The 17,008-nt window shown below is 67.4% G+C and carries 11 protein-coding genes; 9 read left to right on the top strand and 2 right to left on the bottom strand.

All coding sequences use genetic code 11. The features are described 5' to 3' along the window. Positions 1–293: 293 nt before the first annotated feature. The 8 genes from IPV08_RS10105 (at position 294) to IPV08_RS10140 (ending at position 12,568) form a co-directional block, all read left to right on the top strand. Positions 294–977 carry a TetR/AcrR family transcriptional regulator gene (locus IPV08_RS10105; protein WP_207411767.1) on the top strand — a complete coding sequence of 228 codons (684 nt, stop codon included), beginning with the start codon at positions 294–296 and terminating at the stop codon, positions 975–977. Then, entirely contained in the window at positions 974–2,203 is a 1,230-nt protein-coding gene (locus IPV08_RS10110; protein WP_207411768.1) for an efflux RND transporter periplasmic adaptor subunit, read from the top strand. The genes IPV08_RS10105 and IPV08_RS10110 overlap by 4 nt, the downstream gene beginning before the upstream one ends. 59 nt (positions 2,204–2,262) lie before the next feature. Further along, a complete protein-coding gene (locus IPV08_RS10115; RefSeq protein WP_207411769.1) occupies positions 2,263–5,361 on the top strand; it encodes an efflux RND transporter permease subunit in 3,099 nt (1,032 codons plus the stop codon). A gap of 382 nt (positions 5,362–5,743) precedes the next feature. After that, positions 5,744–5,914: a hypothetical protein gene (locus IPV08_RS24540; RefSeq protein ID WP_244477986.1), complete on the top strand. Its 171-nt coding sequence runs from the start codon at positions 5,744–5,746 to the stop codon at positions 5,912–5,914. Between the two features lie 70 nt (positions 5,915–5,984). Beyond that, positions 5,985–7,058: an ABC transporter substrate-binding protein gene (locus IPV08_RS10125; RefSeq protein ID WP_207411770.1), complete on the top strand. Its 1,074-nt coding sequence runs from the start codon at positions 5,985–5,987 to the stop codon at positions 7,056–7,058. A 9-nt stretch (positions 7,059–7,067) separates the two neighbouring features. Next, positions 7,068–8,111, top strand: a complete 1,044-nt coding sequence (locus tag IPV08_RS10130; RefSeq protein ID WP_207411771.1) for an ABC transporter permease subunit — start codon at positions 7,068–7,070, stop codon at positions 8,109–8,111. Then, positions 8,105–8,899, top strand: coding sequence for an ABC transporter ATP-binding protein (locus IPV08_RS10135; RefSeq protein WP_207411772.1), 795 nt, complete (start codon positions 8,105–8,107; stop codon positions 8,897–8,899). The genes IPV08_RS10130 and IPV08_RS10135 overlap by 7 nt, the downstream gene beginning before the upstream one ends. Before the next feature lie 330 nt (positions 8,900–9,229). Continuing rightward, positions 9,230–12,568, top strand: a complete 3,339-nt coding sequence (locus IPV08_RS10140; protein ID WP_207411773.1) for a DEAD/DEAH box helicase — start codon at positions 9,230–9,232, stop codon at positions 12,566–12,568. Positions 12,569–12,649: 81 nt separating this feature from the next. Here IPV08_RS10140 and IPV08_RS10145 read toward each other — a convergent pair whose 3' ends face one another. Together IPV08_RS10145 and IPV08_RS10150 are read right to left on the bottom strand one after the other, a co-directional pair. Further along, a complete protein-coding gene (locus IPV08_RS10145) occupies positions 12,650–14,002 on the bottom strand; it encodes an LLM class flavin-dependent oxidoreductase (RefSeq protein WP_207411774.1) in 1,353 nt (450 codons plus the stop codon). A gap of 51 nt (positions 14,003–14,053) precedes the next feature. Beyond that, positions 14,054–15,271, bottom strand: coding sequence for an acyl-CoA dehydrogenase family protein (locus IPV08_RS10150; RefSeq protein WP_207411775.1), 1,218 nt, complete (start codon positions 15,269–15,271; stop codon positions 14,054–14,056). 325 nt (positions 15,272–15,596) lie between these two features. Between IPV08_RS10150 and IPV08_RS10155 the strand changes: the two genes are divergently transcribed. Next, positions 15,597–16,994, top strand: a complete 1,398-nt coding sequence (locus IPV08_RS10155; protein ID WP_207411776.1) for an LLM class flavin-dependent oxidoreductase — start codon at positions 15,597–15,599, stop codon at positions 16,992–16,994. The last annotated feature ends 14 nt before the right edge of the window (positions 16,995–17,008 follow it).

The raw sequence follows: 17,008 nt of genomic DNA on the forward strand, positions 1-17,008 counted from the left end.
GCGGAGAGACAGGAGGCCGCGATGGGCGATCTAGGTTGGTACGATGACGTGGATGCGCCTCGCGATGGGATCTCCCAGCGCATTGTGGCCTCGGCCCGCTCCGCTTGCCGGATGTCCAATCTTCTGCCGGGGCTCTTGATTCTCGTCGGTTGGCTCGCTTTCATTGGCTGGACGGGTGCAGGATCGGATGGGTGGCAGGCGCGGGTCTGCGCCCACCTTGGTGGACATGCGTACTCCTGCGGATCGATCAATGCTCAAGGTGTGGGCATCGTCGCGAATACGGGGGCCGCATCATGAGCGCCGGCGTCCTCACTGAGCCTCGAAGCAGCCAGTCGACCCGCCGCCAGGACATCCTCGATGCCGCCGAGATTTGCTTCGTCCGCAATGGCTTCCACCGCACAACGATGCAGGATCTCGCCCGTCAAGCCGGGATGACCGCAGGCAACATCTACCACTACTTCAAGTCGAAGGAGGCCGTTGTCTTAGGCCTCGCGGAGCGTGAGCGCGGGCATGGTATGACCCTCGTCGAAGAGATGGAGCGGGCCGGCGATCGCCGTGGGGCCCTAATGGGCATCCTCGAACGCTACTTCGCCCGGGCGACCCGCGAGAGCGCGGTCCTGCGCGTCGATCTCTGGTCCGAGGCCACTCGCAACCCCGACATTGCCGGCATGGTCGAGCGAGGCGAGACCGAGGCCCGCCTTTGGTTTGTCGAGACTCTTTCGTCTCTGGCAACCTCACCGGCCTGCGATGCCGCCATTCTCTACGACAAAACGCTGAACCCGCTGATGAAGGGCATTCTCGTGAACCTGGCGCTCTGGCCAGCCTTCGATCCAGCCCCCGCCGCGGCGCATTTGTGCGCCCTGATCGAGGCGGGACTGGACGGACGGCTGCCGACGGCGGCGCAGGAGGCGGAGGCCGGCGCGCTTCCCGTCTCGCTCGGTTTTCCGTCCCACTCTCTCTTGGAGGGTAGCCGATGAGTTCCGTCCTCAAGGTCGTTCGTCCCTTTGTTCTCATTCTTGGCCTACCGTCGGGTTCGGCCTTCGCTGAGGTCGCGCTGGCTCCAAACAAGCCGGCGCCGGCGGTGAGCACTGTCGAGGCGGCACGCCGCGAAATCGTCGAGCAGGTCGTCGTTACCGGATCTCTGGTTCCCCGTGACGAAATCCTGGTAACGCCCGAAATCGAGGGCTATCGGGTCACCGAAGTGCTGGTCGAGGAGGGCATGCGCGTAGAGCGAGGCCAGATCCTGGCGCGGCTCTCGCGCGATCTCATCGACCAGCAGATCGCTCAGCAGGACGCCCTGGTCAGCAAGGCGTCGGCCACCGTGCCGCAAGCACAGAGCAATATCGAACAGGCGGAAGCCGCCGAGATGGAAGCACGCCTTGCCTTCGAGCGAGCTAAGCAACTCATGAGTAGCGGCAACGGCACAGCGGCGATCATGGAGGGGCGCACTGCGTCCTTGCGTCAAACGGAGGGCAAGCTCGCCTTCGCGCGCAATGGTCTTGTCATCGCAAGGGCGGAACTCGCTCAGGCGCGGGCTCTGCGCGACGAACTCTCATTGCGCCTCGCCCGCACCGAGATCCGCGCGCCGGAAGCCGGTATCGTAAACCGCCGTACGGCCCGCGTCGGTATGGCAGCCTCCTCCTCTTCTGAGCCGTTGTTCAGGCTCATCGCCCGAGGCGAGATTGAGCTCGAAGGCGAGGTCATCGAGACCAAGCTGCCACTGTTGCGGGAGGGGGCACCCGCCTCGATGGAGCTTACCACTGGCGAGCGCGTGCGAGGGAGCGTGCGCGCCGTCTACCCGGAGGTCGATAAGGCAACCCGCCTCGGCAAGGTCCGCGTCCGGCTCGATCCCGATCCGCGCCTGCGTATCGGCACCTTTGCTCGAGGGGCCATTGAGGTGGCACGAACCCGTGGCATCACCGTGCCCCAGGCCTCCGTTCTATATGGCGGGCCGCAGCGCAGTAGCGTCCTCATAGTCGCCGATGGCCTCGTGGAGGCGCGGACCGTGAGCACCGGCATCTCAGACGATGACGATATCGAAATCCGCTCAGGCCTCAACCAAGGCGAGGCCGTGGTCGCGCGCTCTGGAAGCTTCCTGCGTAACGGCGACCGGGTCCGCGCCATCCCGGTTGCCGTTACGCCGGCTCCGGCCATCGCGAGCGGCCCGTCCCCGCGCGAAACCGCCGAAGCTGGCATTCCCTGAAATAGGGCCCGGAATAGCCGGGCTCTGTTGTTTCCATCTCGCGAACACGGTTTGTGCCGATGCGCCTCAACGTCTCCGCCTGGGCGATCCGCAAGCCGATCGGCCCACTGGTTCTGTTCCTCGTCCTGATCGTTCTCGGCCTCGTCAGCTTTCGTGGGCTTCCAGTCACGCGCATGCCGAATATCGACGTGCCCATCGTCTCGGTGGCGATCACGCAGGCCGGCGCTGCCCCATCCGAGCTCCAGACCCAGGTGACGAAATGGGTCGAGGATTCAATAGCCGGCGTACGCGGCGTGAAGCACATCACCTCGGCGATCACAGAGGGATCCTCCGTCACGACGGTGGAATTTCGTCTTGAGGTGAACACTGACCGCGCGGTCAACGACGTAAAGGATGCAATCTCGAAGATCCGCATCAACCTGCCACGCACCATCGACGAACCGGTGATCAGCCGTGTCGAGATCGCAGGCCTGCCGATTCTGATCTACGGCGTGAAGGCCCCGGCGATGACACCTGCCGACCTCTCCTGGCTGGTGGAGGACAGGATCGCCCGCTCGCTCCAGGGGGTGAAGGGCGTCGGTGGGGTCGAGCGTGTCGGCGGCGTCGCGCGCGAGATCCGCGTCGTGCTCCAGCCCGACCGCCTGCTGGCGCTCGGCATCACCGCTGCGGATGTGAACCGGCAGTTACGCTTGACCTCAGCTGACATGGCGGGCGGACGTGGCGAGGTCGGTGGTCGCGAACAATCGATTCGGACGCTTGCCGCTTCTCGCACGGTACGTGAGCTCAAGGCGACGTCCATCGTCCTACCGGGGGGACGCAAGGTTCGTCTCGACGATCTCGCTGTGGTGCAGGACGCCATCGAGGAGCCGCGCACCTTCGCGCGTTTCAATGGCGAGCCGGTCGTCGCCTTCGCGGTCTCGCGCGGCTCGGGCGCCAGTGATGCCGAGGTGGCGACAGCCGTCGAGAAGCGCATCGACGAGTTCCGCAAAACCTATCCCGACGTGGCTTTCGACGTCATCGATTCATCGGTTTCGGCCACGATCGGAAGCTACGATTCGGCGATGCATACCCTGATCGAGGGCGCTGTTCTCGCTGTCATCGTGGTTTTCCTGTTCTTGCGGGACTGGCGCGCGACCTTGATCGCGGCGGTCGCCCTACCGCTCTCCGTCTTCCCGACCTTCTGGGCGATGGATGCGCTGGGTTTTACCCTCAACGGCATCAGCCTGCTCGCCATCACCCTCGTCACCGGCATTCTGGTGGATGACGCCATCGTCGAGATCGAGAACATCGTCCGGCACATGCGGATGGGGAAGTCAGCATACCGGGCGGCGATCGAGGGCGCCGACGAGATCGGGCTCGCCGTCATTGCCATCACCGCCACGCTAATCGCGGTGTTCGCGCCGGTCTCGTTCATGGGCGGTATCGCCGGCCGCTATTTCATGCAGTTCGGGCTCACCATAGCCGTCTCGGTGTTCATGTCGCTGCTCGTGGCGCGGCTGATCACGCCGATGCTCGCTGCCTATTTCCTACGCGACCACGGCCATCACCACGACGAACGTGAGGGATGGGTGATGCGCACCTATGGCCGGTTGGTGGGCTGGTCCGTGCGCCACCGCGTCATCACCCTCATCGTCGGCCTCGTGCTGTTTGCCGGTTCGCTCGCCTCCACGGGCTTGCTGCCCTCCGGCTTCGTGCCGAAGCAGGACAATGCCCGCACGCTGTTCATCGTGGAACTCGCACCTGGCGCGAAGCTCGTAGACACCGTAGCTGTCGCTGACCGAGTGGTCGAACGCATCCGTTCCCTGCCGGAAGTCACCTCGGTCTTCGTCGATGGCGGTCGTCAGGTGGGGGGCAAGAAGGAGACCCGGCTCGCCACCCTCATCGTCAACCTGACTCCGAAGAACGCGCGCTCGAAGAAGCAGGCGGCGGTAGAGACCGACATCGCCGCGTTGCTGGCGGAGGAACCGGACATCCGCTCCTGGTCCCTGCGCGATTCCGGCCAGCGCGACCTCGCCCTTGTGGTCGGAGGGCCGGATGCCGAGATCGTCGCCGAAGTGGCGGCAAGGCTGCAGCGCGACATGGCGGCGATCCCACACCTCGTCTCCGTGATGTCGACCGCACCGCTCAACCGCACGGAAGTGCGCATCCGCCCGAAAGAGGGGGGCGCCGCCGATCTCGGCGTCTCCACAGAAACCATCGCCGAGACCGTACGAGTCGGGACGATCGGCGATATCGGCCTGAACCTGGCCAAGTTCAACGCCGTCGACCGCCAGATTCCGATCCGCGTTCAATTGCCCGAGGCGGCGCGCGGCGCGATTTCGCGGTTGGAGAACCTCAAGGTCCCAGCAAAGAACGGCGGCGCCGTGCCTCTCGCCGCTGTGGCTGATATCGAGCTCGACCAGGGACCGGGCGCCATCGAGCGCTATGACCGCGTAATCCGCGTGGCGGTCGAGGCCAACATGGAAGGGTCCGACGCGTTGGGCTCGCTCATCGCTCAAGCCCTGGAAACACCCACCGCGAAGTCGCTGCCGCCTGGCGTCACCATTCGCCAGACCGGCGACGCCGAGATCATGGGCGAGGTCTTCTCCGGCTTCCTGCTGGCGATGGGGGCCGGGATCATGATGGTATACGCCGTTCTCGTGCTCTTGTTCGGTTCGTTTCTTCAGCCACTGACGATCCTGTTCTCGCTGCCGCTCTCCATCGGTGGCGCGATCCTCGGCCTCCTCATCCTCAACATGCCGATATCGATGCCCGTGGTCATCGGTATCCTGATGCTGATGGGGCTGGTCACGAAGAACGCGATCATGCTGGTGGATTTCGCCGTGGAAGAGATGGCGCGCGGCGTCGACCGCGTCACCGCCATCGTCGATGCCGGCCGCAAGCGGGCGCGTCCTATCGTGATGACAACCATCGCCATGGCCGCCGGCATGGTGCCCTCGGCGATGGCGTTGGGTGTCGGTGGCGAGTTCCGCGCACCCATGGCGGTGGCGGTGATCTCCGGCCTCATCGTCTCCACCCTGCTCTCACTGGTCTTCGTGCCGGCCGTGTTCCTTCTGATGGACAGCCTCGGCGCCCTGCTCTGGCGCCTGTTCGGCCGCTTCGTCGGCGCCCGCGACGAGGCGCCGGTTTCCGACGCGATGGCTGGCTCCGCCCGCTGACGGTCCGTCGGAATGCGAGCATCAGTACCAGGAACTTTCCCGATCGACCGGTCGGGAGAGAGCTCTCACCTGCGGAATGCGGGACATTTGGAAGCACATTTCGCGAGCCCTCACCTATAGTTTCGCCTGTCGACAAGTCTATCGGCTCGCTGCCGACGCGAGGGCGCAATGAAGATCCGTCACCCCAAAGATAATCGTTGCCTTCACCATGCATGTCTCGCCGATCTTGGCGGCACTCATCATGGGACGATTCTGACGAATGGGGTTGATGGTCATGGGTTATCACGACGCGAGAATTGAAGCGGCTAGCTCCGCGAGCGCTTGGGCTTTTGCAGGCGCTCTCGCGCCGAAGCATGTTCGCCGCACCTATGGCAGGGCAGCCGTGGCTGCCGCCATCGAGAACGGGCTGATGCCCGAGGAGCTGTCCGAAGTGCTGGCTGGCCGCCGCGTCGTCGAGGCCTTTCCGGTCGATGGCGGAGAGAGCGTCTCCGACTACGCCCACCGGGCGGTGGCCGAGATGATGGTCGCCTATCTCAGTTACGCCCCGGCCTGACCCGCCGACTGCCTCTCCAGACATTCCATCGATCCATGAAGGCGGGCTGCTCGCGGCCCCGGAGACGACCATGACCGACGACCTGCTGTCCCGACGCCGCCTGCTGAGAGCGGGCGCCACCGTCGCGGCCGCCCTGCCCCTCGGCCTTACCGCGACGGCGGGGCGTGCCTGGGTTCCGGGCCCTGCAGTGCCCTTCGATCCCGGTCCCCTGTGCGCGCCGGCAGTGGCCACTGAGCCTTGGAGCGGCCCGCTGCGGCCTGTGAAGCTCGCCTGGAACGCCAATGCCATCTGCACCGCCGCGGCCCCCGTCGCCAAGGAGCGGGGCATCTTCGCGGCCTACGGGCTCGACGTGGAATTCATCAATTTCGGCGGCTCTACGGAGGCCCTGCTGGAGGCCATCGCCACCGGCAAGGCCGATGCCGGCATCGGTATGGCCCTGCGCTGGCTGAAGCCCCTCGAACAGGGATTCGACGTCAAGATCACCGCCGGCCTCCATGGAGGTTGCCTCAGGCTGCTCGGCGCAAAATCCGCAGGCATCAGCGACATTGCCTCTCTGAAAGGCAAGACCATCGCGATCAGCGACCATGCGAGCCCGGCCAAGAACTTCTTCGCCCTGCTCCTGTCGGATGCCGGTATCGATCCCGACAGGGGGATGGAATGGCGGCAATACCCAGCCGATCTTCTCAACCTCGCCGTGGAGAAGGGCGAGGCCCAGGCCCTGGCCGATGCCGACCCGCGCACCTGGAGCTGGCTGAAGGACCCGCGCTTCACCGAAGTGGCCACCAACCTGACGGGCAGCTTCGCCACACGCTCCTGCTGCGTGGTGGCCCTGCGCGGCAGCTTGATCCGTAACGACCGGGCGGTTGCCACCGCCCTCACCCGCGCCATCCTCGAGGGTGGCCACCGCGTCGCCTCCGATCCGTTGGATGCCGCCGGCATCTTCTCGAATTACGGTGGCAAAGGGTCGGTGGAGGATCTGGCCGCGATGCTGCGCAGCCATACGCACGATCACCGGCCGGTGGGCGTCACCCTCAAGCAGGAGATCGCCCTCTACGGCGACGAACTGAAGCGCGTGAACGTGATCCGCCGCTCCACCGACACGGCGAAGTTCGCCGACCGCGTCTATGCCGACGTCCTGAGCTGAGGGGCATCCATGTCGAGTTCATTGACGGGGGCGTTCGGCGGAGGCTTCCGCCGGGCCGCCGATGCGGATGCCACGGTATCGAGTCGCTCCGCATGGCGAACTCGTCTCGCTGCCCTGTGGTGGGTCGGCCTCCTCGCCGGTTTCGTCTGGCTAGCCCTCGCGGCCCTCACGATCGGTCTGCCGGAGAACGGCGACTTTCCGTATTCCACCACGTTTGGACATGGCACTGGCCTGATCGGTGCGGCCTTGCTTCTGGCGAGCCCCTTTCTCCCTGCCCTCGGCCGGGTCGGAGCCCGCCTGCGCCATTGGGGACCCTGGACGGTCGCCCTCGCCCTCGCCTTCACCGTCTGGGAACTGGTGACGGCCAAGTTCGAATGGCTGCCGATGCCGTTCTTCCCGCCTCCTCAGGCGATTCTGGAAGTCTTCGCAGAGGATTGGCCGAAACTCGGCGGCAGCATCGTCAATTCGCTGATCCTTCTGTCGGGCGGCTACCTCATCGGTGCCGCGGTCGGCTTCGTTCTCGGTGTGGCGGTGGGCTGGTCGCGGACGGCCGGCTACTGGGTCCATCCGGTCCTGCGCTTCGTCGGACCGCTCCCGGCCACCGCCTGGCTGCCGCTGGCCTTCTTCGTGTTCCCCTCGTCCTGGTCGGCGAGCACGTTCCTCGTGGCTCTGGCGACGGGTTTCCCGGTGACGGTGCTGACCTGGTCCGGGATCGCGGCGGCCAACAAATCCTATTACGATGTCGCCCGGACGCTCGGCGCCTCGCAGAGCTTCCTCATCCGCAAGGTCGCGATTCCGGCGGCCCTGCCCCACGTCTTCGTCGGCCTGTTCATGGGGCTCGGCGCCTCCTTCGCGGTCCTCGTCGTGGCCGAGATGCTTGGCGTGAAATCCGGCCTCGGCTGGTACCTGCAATGGGCGCAAGGGTGGGCGGCCTATGCCAATATGTATGCCGCTCTCATCGCCATGGCGCTGATGTGCTCGACCCTGATCACCTTGCTGTTCCGTCTGCGCGACCGCGTCCTGTCCTGGCAGAAGGGGCTCGTCCAATGGTAGCGGTGACCCTCGAAGCGCCGACCGGCGCCTCCTCTTCCCGCCGGCGTGGAGCCCTCGCTGTCAGAGGTGTCTCCCACGCCTTCGACATCGGCGGTACGCGCCTGCCCGTTCTCGACGACATCGACCTGACCATCGCGCCGGGCTCCTTCGTCGCCCTGCTCGGGCCCTCGGGCTGCGGAAAGTCGACGCTGCTGCGCCTCGCCGCCGGTCTCGAACCGCCGGAATCCGGCACCCTCGCCCTCGACGGGGAGACGATCGCCGGACCCGATCCGGAACGACTCCTCGTCTTCCAGGATCCGACGCTCTATCCCTGGCGCACGGTGCGGGGGAATGTTTCGCTTGGCCTGGAGGCGCGCGGGCTGCTTCGCCGCCATCGGCACCGCATCGACGAGGCGCTGGACCTCGTCGGGCTTGCCGACTTCGCCGAGGCCTATCCCCACCAGCTTTCCGGCGGCATGGCCCAGCGCACGGCGCTCGCCCGGGCCCTGGTCAACGATCCGAGCCTGCTGCTCCTCGACGAGCCTCTGGGCAAGCTCGACGCTCTCACCCGCCTCGCCATGCAGGGTGAACTCGTCCGGCTCTGGCAGGAGAGCCGCTTCACCGCGCTCCTCGTCACCCACGATGTCGAGGAGGCCCTCATCCTCGCCCAGCGGGTGATCGTGCTGAGCGACCGGCCGGCTCGGATCAGGACCGAGATCGCGGTGGACGCCCCCTATCCGCGCCGCCGCGACGACCCGAAGCTCCTGAGCCTGCGCACCGAGATCCTCGGCATCCTCGGGGAGAAATGACCGCCATCGGAGGGGGCAAACGACCGCCATCGGACGGGCTCAACATGCGTCATGCGGCGGGCTTTACTCCAGCGCGGACGATCCGCCCGATCCTGCCTGTCCCGCGCTTGAAACCGGCTTGGATTCACGCGGGCGGAGGGTTGAATGAGCGACACGTCGAGCAGGGAGGAATGCCCCCGCCCGGCCATGGATGACGCCCTCGTCCACCCCATCATGCCCACTCGGTACGGTCTGCGACAAACTGGGGACAGATCGTGAATCTCGGGACCCGAGTCGCGTCGGCCCACGTTTGCCGACTCCCGACATCAATGATGGGCAGCGCACTCCCCGATGGCAAAACGCCGGACTAGGACGTCTCCCGACAACGCCTCCGAAGAGGTCGTCGCTCCCCTCGTTCCCATCGGCGCCCTGGCCGTGGCGCTCCTCGACATCGTGGCCCTGAACAAGCCCCTGATTCACATGGTGCGCGAAACGCACCGGCAGGAGGCCATCGCGGCGATCCTGCGGGCGCTGGCACCCGATCGCAGCGTTGCGATCTACCCGGAATGGGATTGCCTGCCCTTCGACCGGACCTCGCCGTCGCGCGGCGTCATGGGGCAGCGCACGGGCGTGTTGCGCTGGCTGACGGATGCAGCCGCCCTGCCCGACATCGTCCTGACGACCGCCCCCGCACTGATCCAGCGGGTTCCACCGCCCGAGACATGGGCGGACGCCCATCTCGAGATCCGCGTCGGCGATGATTTCGACCCGACGGCGATCACCGCGACGTTGCAGCGACTCGGCTACATCCTGGACGACCGGGTCGACGAGCCGGGCGAGGTGGCGGTGTGGGGAAGGACGGTGGACGTGTTCCCCGCCGCCGCGCCGCGCCCCTGCCGGATCGAGCACGAGGACGGCCGCGTCATCGCGATCCGGTCCTACGATCCGGTCTCCCAGCGCTCCCTGGCGGAGGCCGAGCGACTGGTCATCGACCCGGCCACGGAGATCCTTCTGCCTGAGGGCTCGGAGAACCAGCTGCGGCCCTTCACCGGTCAGGAGCACCAGCTTCCCCGCTTCTACCCTACGCTCACGACGGTGCTGGACTACGTCCCGGATGCCCGCCTCGTGGTCGAGACCGGCGCCGAACAGCGCGCCGCCGCCTTCTTCGAACAGATCGCCGAAGGGCGCGATGCCGGCGACCGGAACCGTGACCTCGGGGACCTCTATCTCGACCCCCGGAGTTGGACTGCCCTTCAAGAGAAGCGACGTGTCGCCACCGCGTCGGCGGACGAATCCGAGGATCTCGCCATTCCGGCCTTCGTGCGGAAAACCCGTCCGAATGCGGCCCTCGCCGAGACCCTGCGCCAGCATCTCGAAAGCGGAGAACGCATCCTGCTGACGGGACCGGAGGAGCCTCTCGGTCGCCTGATCCGCGTCGCCGAGCGTGTGTTGGGTCGTAAGGCACGAAAGGTGACGAACTGGACGGAGGTTGCCCGTGCCGGGCCCGGTGCGATCCTGGCGCTGGCCGCTCCCATCGAGGCGGGGTTCAGGGTGCCGGGACAGGGTGTCTGCGTCATTGCAGCCGCCGACCTGTTCGGGAGCCGCGCCGCCGCTGCGGCTGAGGGCGAGCCGACGGCGAGCCTTCCCATCGGCGAGGTCGAACTGCGCATCGGCGATGTGGCGGTCGATCGCGACAACGGTCTGTGCGTCTTCGAGGGATTGGAGCATGTCGAGACCGGAGCGGAAGGCGGCGAGGACGCCCTGCGTCTGCGTTTTGCCGGAAACGCGATCCTGATGGTCCCGGTCTCCCAGGCCGACCGGATCTGGCGCTACGGCTCGGAGGCCGAGGCGGTGACACTCGACAAACTCGAAGGCGGGTCCTGGGGGCGTCGGCGTCTCGAAGCCGAGGCCTGCATGGCCAAGGCGGCCCGCATGATGCTCGCCGATGCCGAGGCACGCCGGGAGGTCAAGGCGCCGGTTCTGTCACCCCCGGTCCGGGAGATGGAGCGCTTCGCCGCCGGTTTCGGATTCAACCTCACCGCCGATCAGGCACGCGCCGTGAACGGGGTGATGGGCGATCTCGCCTCGGGGCGGCCGATGGATCGGCTCGTCTGCGGCGATGTCGGCTTCGGCAAGACCGAGGTGGCCCTGCGTGCCGCCGCCGCCGCGATCTTCGCCGGCCGTCAGGTGGCCGTGGTGGCGCCCACCACCGTGCTGGCTCGCCAGCATGTGCAGACCTTTACCCGGCGCTTCGCCCGTTTCGGCATCGAGGTCGCCCATCTCTCACGGCTTGTCTCGCCGGCCGAGGCGAAGCGCGTGAAGGCCGGGCTCGCCGACGGCAGCATCCGCCTCGTCGTCGGCACCCATTGCCTCACCGCCAAGGGCGTCGGTTTCGCCGATCTCGGCCTCGTGGTGATCGACGAGGAGCAGCGCTTCGGGACCAAGATGAAGCAGGCGCTCCGCAACACGGCGGGGGACGGTCACGTCCTCACGCTCACGGCGACGCCGATCCCCCGCACCCTGCAATCCGCCCTCGTCGGACTGCAATCCCTCAGCGTCATCGCCACGCCGCCCGCGGTGCGCCAGCCCATCCGCACGGTGATCGCGCCGTTCGACGCCGATGGCCTGCGGGACGCGCTCCTGCGCGAGCATCGACGGGGCGGACAGAGCTTCGTCGTCTGCCCGCGGATCGAGGATATCGGCCCCATGGCGGAGCGTCTCGCCAAGCTCGTCCCCGACCTGCGCACGATGATCGCCCATGGCGAGCTCAAGGCGGCGGACATGGACGACGTGATGGTGCGCTTCGCCGATGGCGAGGGCGACGTGCTGTTGGCGACCAGCATCATCGAGAGCGGCCTCGACGTGCCCCGCGCCAATACGATGCTGGTCTGGGATGCGGAGCGTTTCGGCCTGTCGCAGCTGCACCAGCTGCGGGGCCGGGTCGGTCGCGGCCAACGCCGGGGCGTCGTCTACCTGCTTCACCAGCCGGAGAAGCCTCTCAGCCCGGCGACGGAGAAGCGGCTGCGCACGTTGGAAGCCCTCGACCGGCTCGGTGCCGGTTTCGCCATCAGCGCCCGCGACCTCGACCTGCGCGGGGCCGGCGATCTCGTGGGCGAAAACCAGGCCGGCCATGTGAAGCTGATCGGGCTCGGCCTGTATCAGCACCTTCTGCATCTCGCCTTGCGGGCCGCGAAGGGCGAGACCGCCGAGGATTGGACCCCCGAGATCCGGATCGGTCTCTCCGGCGGCGTGCCTGCGGATTATGTACCGGAGCCGGAAGTGCGCCTGAGCCTCTATACGCGGCTCCTGCGCCTGACGACCGCCGACGAGGTCGAGGCGCTCCGCCACGAGGTTGCGGACCGGTTCGGGCCACCGCCGGAGGCGTTCGAGGCCCTCGTCACCCTGGCCCGGCTCCGGGTCGGTTGCCGCACGCTCGGAATCGCCCGGTTGAGCGGAGGACCTCAAGGCCTGGCGGCGGATTTCCGTGCCAACGCGCCGCCGATCCTGCTGCCGGTCAACGCGCATATCGAGCGCCGCGACCGCCGCGTGCTCCTGCGCGCGCAGTGCGAGGATGCCGTCGAGCGCGGCTATCTTGCGGCCCGCCTCCTCGAACGCCTGCAGGAGGCCAGCGCCCGGCGCCCGGCTAAGGAGGGAAGGAGCGGATCTTCGCCGATGCGGAAGGCCGGGTGAGATCGGGGGGCTCGGACGGGAAGTGTCATCGCTTGCCCCGAGGCGTCTGAAGGAGGACGCCTCGGGGCAAGCTGCGGCGCATCATTCTGGCCGGGCCACGTCGTGACGACGATGGTGGGGCCGGGCGAGGCCGAGATTCTCGCGGAGCGTGGTCCCTTCGTATTCCGTTCGGAACAGTCCACGCCGCTGCAATTCGGGGATCACCAGTGTGGCGAAATCGTCGAGCCCGCCGGGGAGCGTCGGCGGCATGATGTTGAACCCGTCGGCGCCATAAGCTTCGAACCGCTCCTGAAGGGCATCGGCGATCCGGGCTGGTGTTCCGATGAGGGTCCAGTGGCCCCGAGCGCCGGCGATGCGCAGGTAGAGCTCGCGGATGGTCAGGCCTTCGCGCCGGGCGATGGTGACGAGAAGGTCCTGCCGGCTCTTGCCGCCCTCCGTCCCGCTGGCCGGCGGAACCGGCGCATCGTCGGAATAGCCGGAGAGGTCGAGCCCTGCGAGTTGTTCCAGGAGCGAGCGGCCGACGACGGGGTGGATCAGCTCCTGCAACGCGCCGTACTTGTCCTCGGCTTCAGCCATCGTGCGACCCACCACCGGGAAAGCGCCCGGCAGGATCTTGAGCGCGTCCGGTTCTCGGCCGTGCCGGGCGAGCCGGCCCTTCACGTCGGCGTAGAAGGCGGTCGCATCGTCCAGGGTCGCCTGGGCGGTGAAGATCACCTCGGCGGTCCGGGCCGCCAATGCCTTGCCGGCCTCCGAGGAGCCCGCCTGCACGACGACCGGATGGCCCTGGGGCGGACGGGGCACGTTGAGCGGGCCGCGCACGGAGAAATGCTCGCCCTCATGCCCAAGCACGTGCAGCTTGGCCGGGTCGAAGAAGCGGCCCTCGTCGCGGTCACGGACGAAGGCGTCGTCCTCGAACGTGTCCCAGAGGCCGGTGACCACATCCACGAATTCCTCGGCGCGGGCGTAGCGGCTCGCATGGGCGAGATGGCTGTCGCGGCTGAAATTGTAGGCCTCGCGCGGGTCCGCCGAGGTGACGAGGTTCCAGCCCGCCCGGCCACCGCTGAGATGGTCGAGGGAGGCGAACTTGCGCGCCACGTGGAACGGCTCGTTGTAGGTCGTGGAGGCGGTGGCCACGAGGCCGATGCGCTCCGTCACCGCCGAGAGATGCGAGAGCAGGGTCAGCGGCTCGAACTGTCCGACATAACGGATCGCCGTGCGGCTCAGGGCGTCGATGTCGTCGCCGCGGATGCTGACCCCGTCGGCGAGAAAGATCAGGTCGAACTTCGCCGCCTCGGCCACCTTGGCGAGGCGGCGGTAATGGGCGGGATCGATCCCCGCATCCGCCTGCGACGAGGGGTGCCGCCACGCCGCGACGTGGTGCCCGCCCGGATAGAGGAAGGCACCGAGGCGCATCGTGTCCCGGCGACGTGACATGGGTCTGTCCTTGATCTCTCGTTGCAATGGGCTTGCTTGGCAGGGGGCGCTTCAGGCCGAGCCGACCCGGTATTGGCGCGGCGGGGCCGTGCCGTTCACCGCGAAATTGCCCACCGCCCGGTCGCGGTAGATCCGGGGATTGTGCGAGGCGATGGTGCGGGCGTTGCGCCAGTGCCGATCGAGGCCGAGACCGCTCTTCACCGCCGAGGCGCCGAGCGCATCGAACAGGGTCGTGGTGGCTTCGAGAACGAGATTGGTGACCACGGTCACCGCCTGGTTCACCTCGATGTCGGCGATACCCGCCGCATGGTCCGCCGCTTCTCCCGTGCGGTGGATGTCGTAGGTCCGCTGCAGGGCCTCCGCCGCCTTGAGGACGATGGCGCCCGCCGCATAGGCCGCCCCGCGCACGCGCCCCACCACCTGCTGCACCTGGGGATCGTCGCCGGCCCGGCTGCCGTTGCCGTGGCTGTAGACCCGCTTGCGCTCGGCCACGAGCCGCGACACGTCGATGGCGGCCGAACGGCCGATGCCGGCCAAAGTCGCCAGATGGACGAGCTGGAAGAACCCCATCGCGTAGGGGAAACGCTCCGGATCGGGCTTGATCAGCTCCGGCCCGATGAGGACGTCCGTGAAGATCGCCGTGCCGCTCGCGGTGAGCGATTGGCCGAAACCGTCCCAATCGTCGACGATCTCGACACCCGGCGCCCGCGCCGGCACGGCCGCCACCAGGGATGCGCCCGCCTCGTCCTGGGCCGAGACGTGGATCCAATCGGCGAAGAGCGAGCCGGTGGTGTAGAATTTCCGGCCGTTGAGCAGCCATTGCCCACCCTGCGGCCTCAGCACCGTATCGAACTGCCCGACCTTGGCCTCGCCGGTTTCGGACACGCCGCTGCCGACGGTCTGGCGATCGCCGATCCGGGCGGTCCAGCGCGCCCGCCATTCCGGCGAGGACGAGCACAGCATGTCCTCCGTGAAGCCGAAATGCGCGCGCAGGGCGTTGGTGACGTTGGGGTCGGCCTGGGACAACTCGATGAGGAGGTTGAACAATTCGGGCAGGCTCGCGCCGTGGCCGCCCTCTTCGCGTGCGAGACGCAGGGTGGTGAAGCCCGCCTGTTTCAGCCAGTCGATTTCGTCATGGGGGAGCGTGTGCGCGAGATCGCGGGTGATGGCGGTGGCGCGGATGCGCGCGAAGACCGGCCGGAAACCGGCCGCGAGCGCCTCGTAGCCCGCGCTCGGTCCCGCGCCCCATCCCGCTTCCGTCTGAGACATTCCGTCGATCCCGTGCCTGTGATGCCGTGACGCCGAAGGGGCTCGCGCTCGATGGCCCCCGGCCTCGTGGTCGTCCTGATCGTCAATCCGGGCAGGGCAGACAAGTATAAATTATGATCAAATGTGCGATTTGGAGATGTTATGCTCTAAAACATCGTAAAATAGACGATGTATGCTTGGAAGGGGTGATCGTTGAAAGATCATTCTTGTTGACCGGGTCCGGTCTCCGGCTAGGCTCATGCGCCTGAAGGCCTCCCGCATCGCGTGAACGAGGCCTCTCTTCCCCATCGCACGATACCGTCGCCCCGGATTGCCTGGATCTGCCATGAGCCCACGCCGCGAATTGAGGCTGAACGCCTTCGAGATGGGGGCGCCGGGCCATACCTGGGCCGGGCTGTGGCGGCACCCGCGCGACGCGGCGGCGCGTTACAATACCCTCGATTACTGGGTGTCGCTGGCCCGCACCGCCGAGCGCGGCCTGTTCGACGGGATCTTCCTCGCCGACGTGGTCGGGGTCTACGACGTCTACGGTGCCTCCCCGGCCACTGCCCTCGCCCGGGCGGCGCAGGCGCCGAACCTCGATCCGTTCCTCCTGGTGCCGGCGATGGCCCATGCCACGACGCATCTCGGCTTCGGGGTCACGGCGAACCTCACTTACGAACACCCCTACACCTTCACCCGCCGGCTCTCGACCCTCGATCATCTCACCAATGGGCGGATCGGCTGGAATGTCGTCACCGGCTATCTCGAGAGCGGCGCACGCGGCATGGGCCTGCCCGAAGCCCGCGAACACGATGCGCGCTACGATGCCGGCGAGGATTTCCTGGAGGCCGCCTACAAGCTCTGGGAGGCAAGCTGGGAAGACGGTGCGGCCCTGCGTGATCGGGCGAGCGGCCTGTTCACGCAGCCGGACCGGGTCCACCGCGTCAGCCATGACGGGCCGAGCTACCGGGTCGATGGGCAGCATCTCAGCGAGCCGTCGCCGCAACGGACGCCCGTGCTCTACCAGGCCGGCGCCTCGTCGCAAGGACGTCTCTTCGCCGCCCGCCATGCCGAGAGCATCTTCCTCAACGGCCAGACCAAGGCCATCGCGGGCAAGGCCGTGCGCGCCACGCGGCAGGCGGCCAAGGAGGCGGGCCGCGATCCCTACGATATCCGGATGTTCCTCGGGGCCACCGTTATCGTGGCGCCTACCCGCGCCGAGGCGTTCGATCTGCGCGACGAGTATGCGCGGTATCTCGATGTGGAGGGCCAACTCGCCCTCGTCTCCGGCTGGACCGGAATCGACCTGTCCGAACTCGATGCCCATGAGGGGCTCGCCTACGTCAAGACCAATGCCATGCAGTCCTTGCTGGAGAACCTGACGCTGCCCGGCGAACGGCCCTTCACCCGTGCCGATTTCGCCGAGTTCGGCCCGCGCGGGGCGAGGGCTCCCTTCATCGTCGGATCGCCCTCGGACGTCGCCGACGCGCTGCTGTCCTGGGCCGACGAGGCCGATATCGACGGATTCAATCTCACCCGCGCCGTCGCGCCCGAGACGATCGAGGCCTTCGTCGATCTCGTCGTGCCCGCGTTGCAGGACCGGGGCGCGTTCAAGACGCGGTATCGCGAAGGCACGCTCCGCGAAAAGCTTTTCCCGGAGGGCGGCGCCACCCTGAAGGCGACCCATCCGGGTGCCCGCTTCCGCCGGTCCGGCAGCGAGGCGCGCGCCTCCGCCGCCTGACCGCCACCCTCTCC

It is taken from the genome of Methylobacterium sp. SD274 (genome assembly GCF_017355285.1).
Classification (GTDB): domain Bacteria; phylum Pseudomonadota; class Alphaproteobacteria; order Rhizobiales; family Beijerinckiaceae; genus Methylobacterium.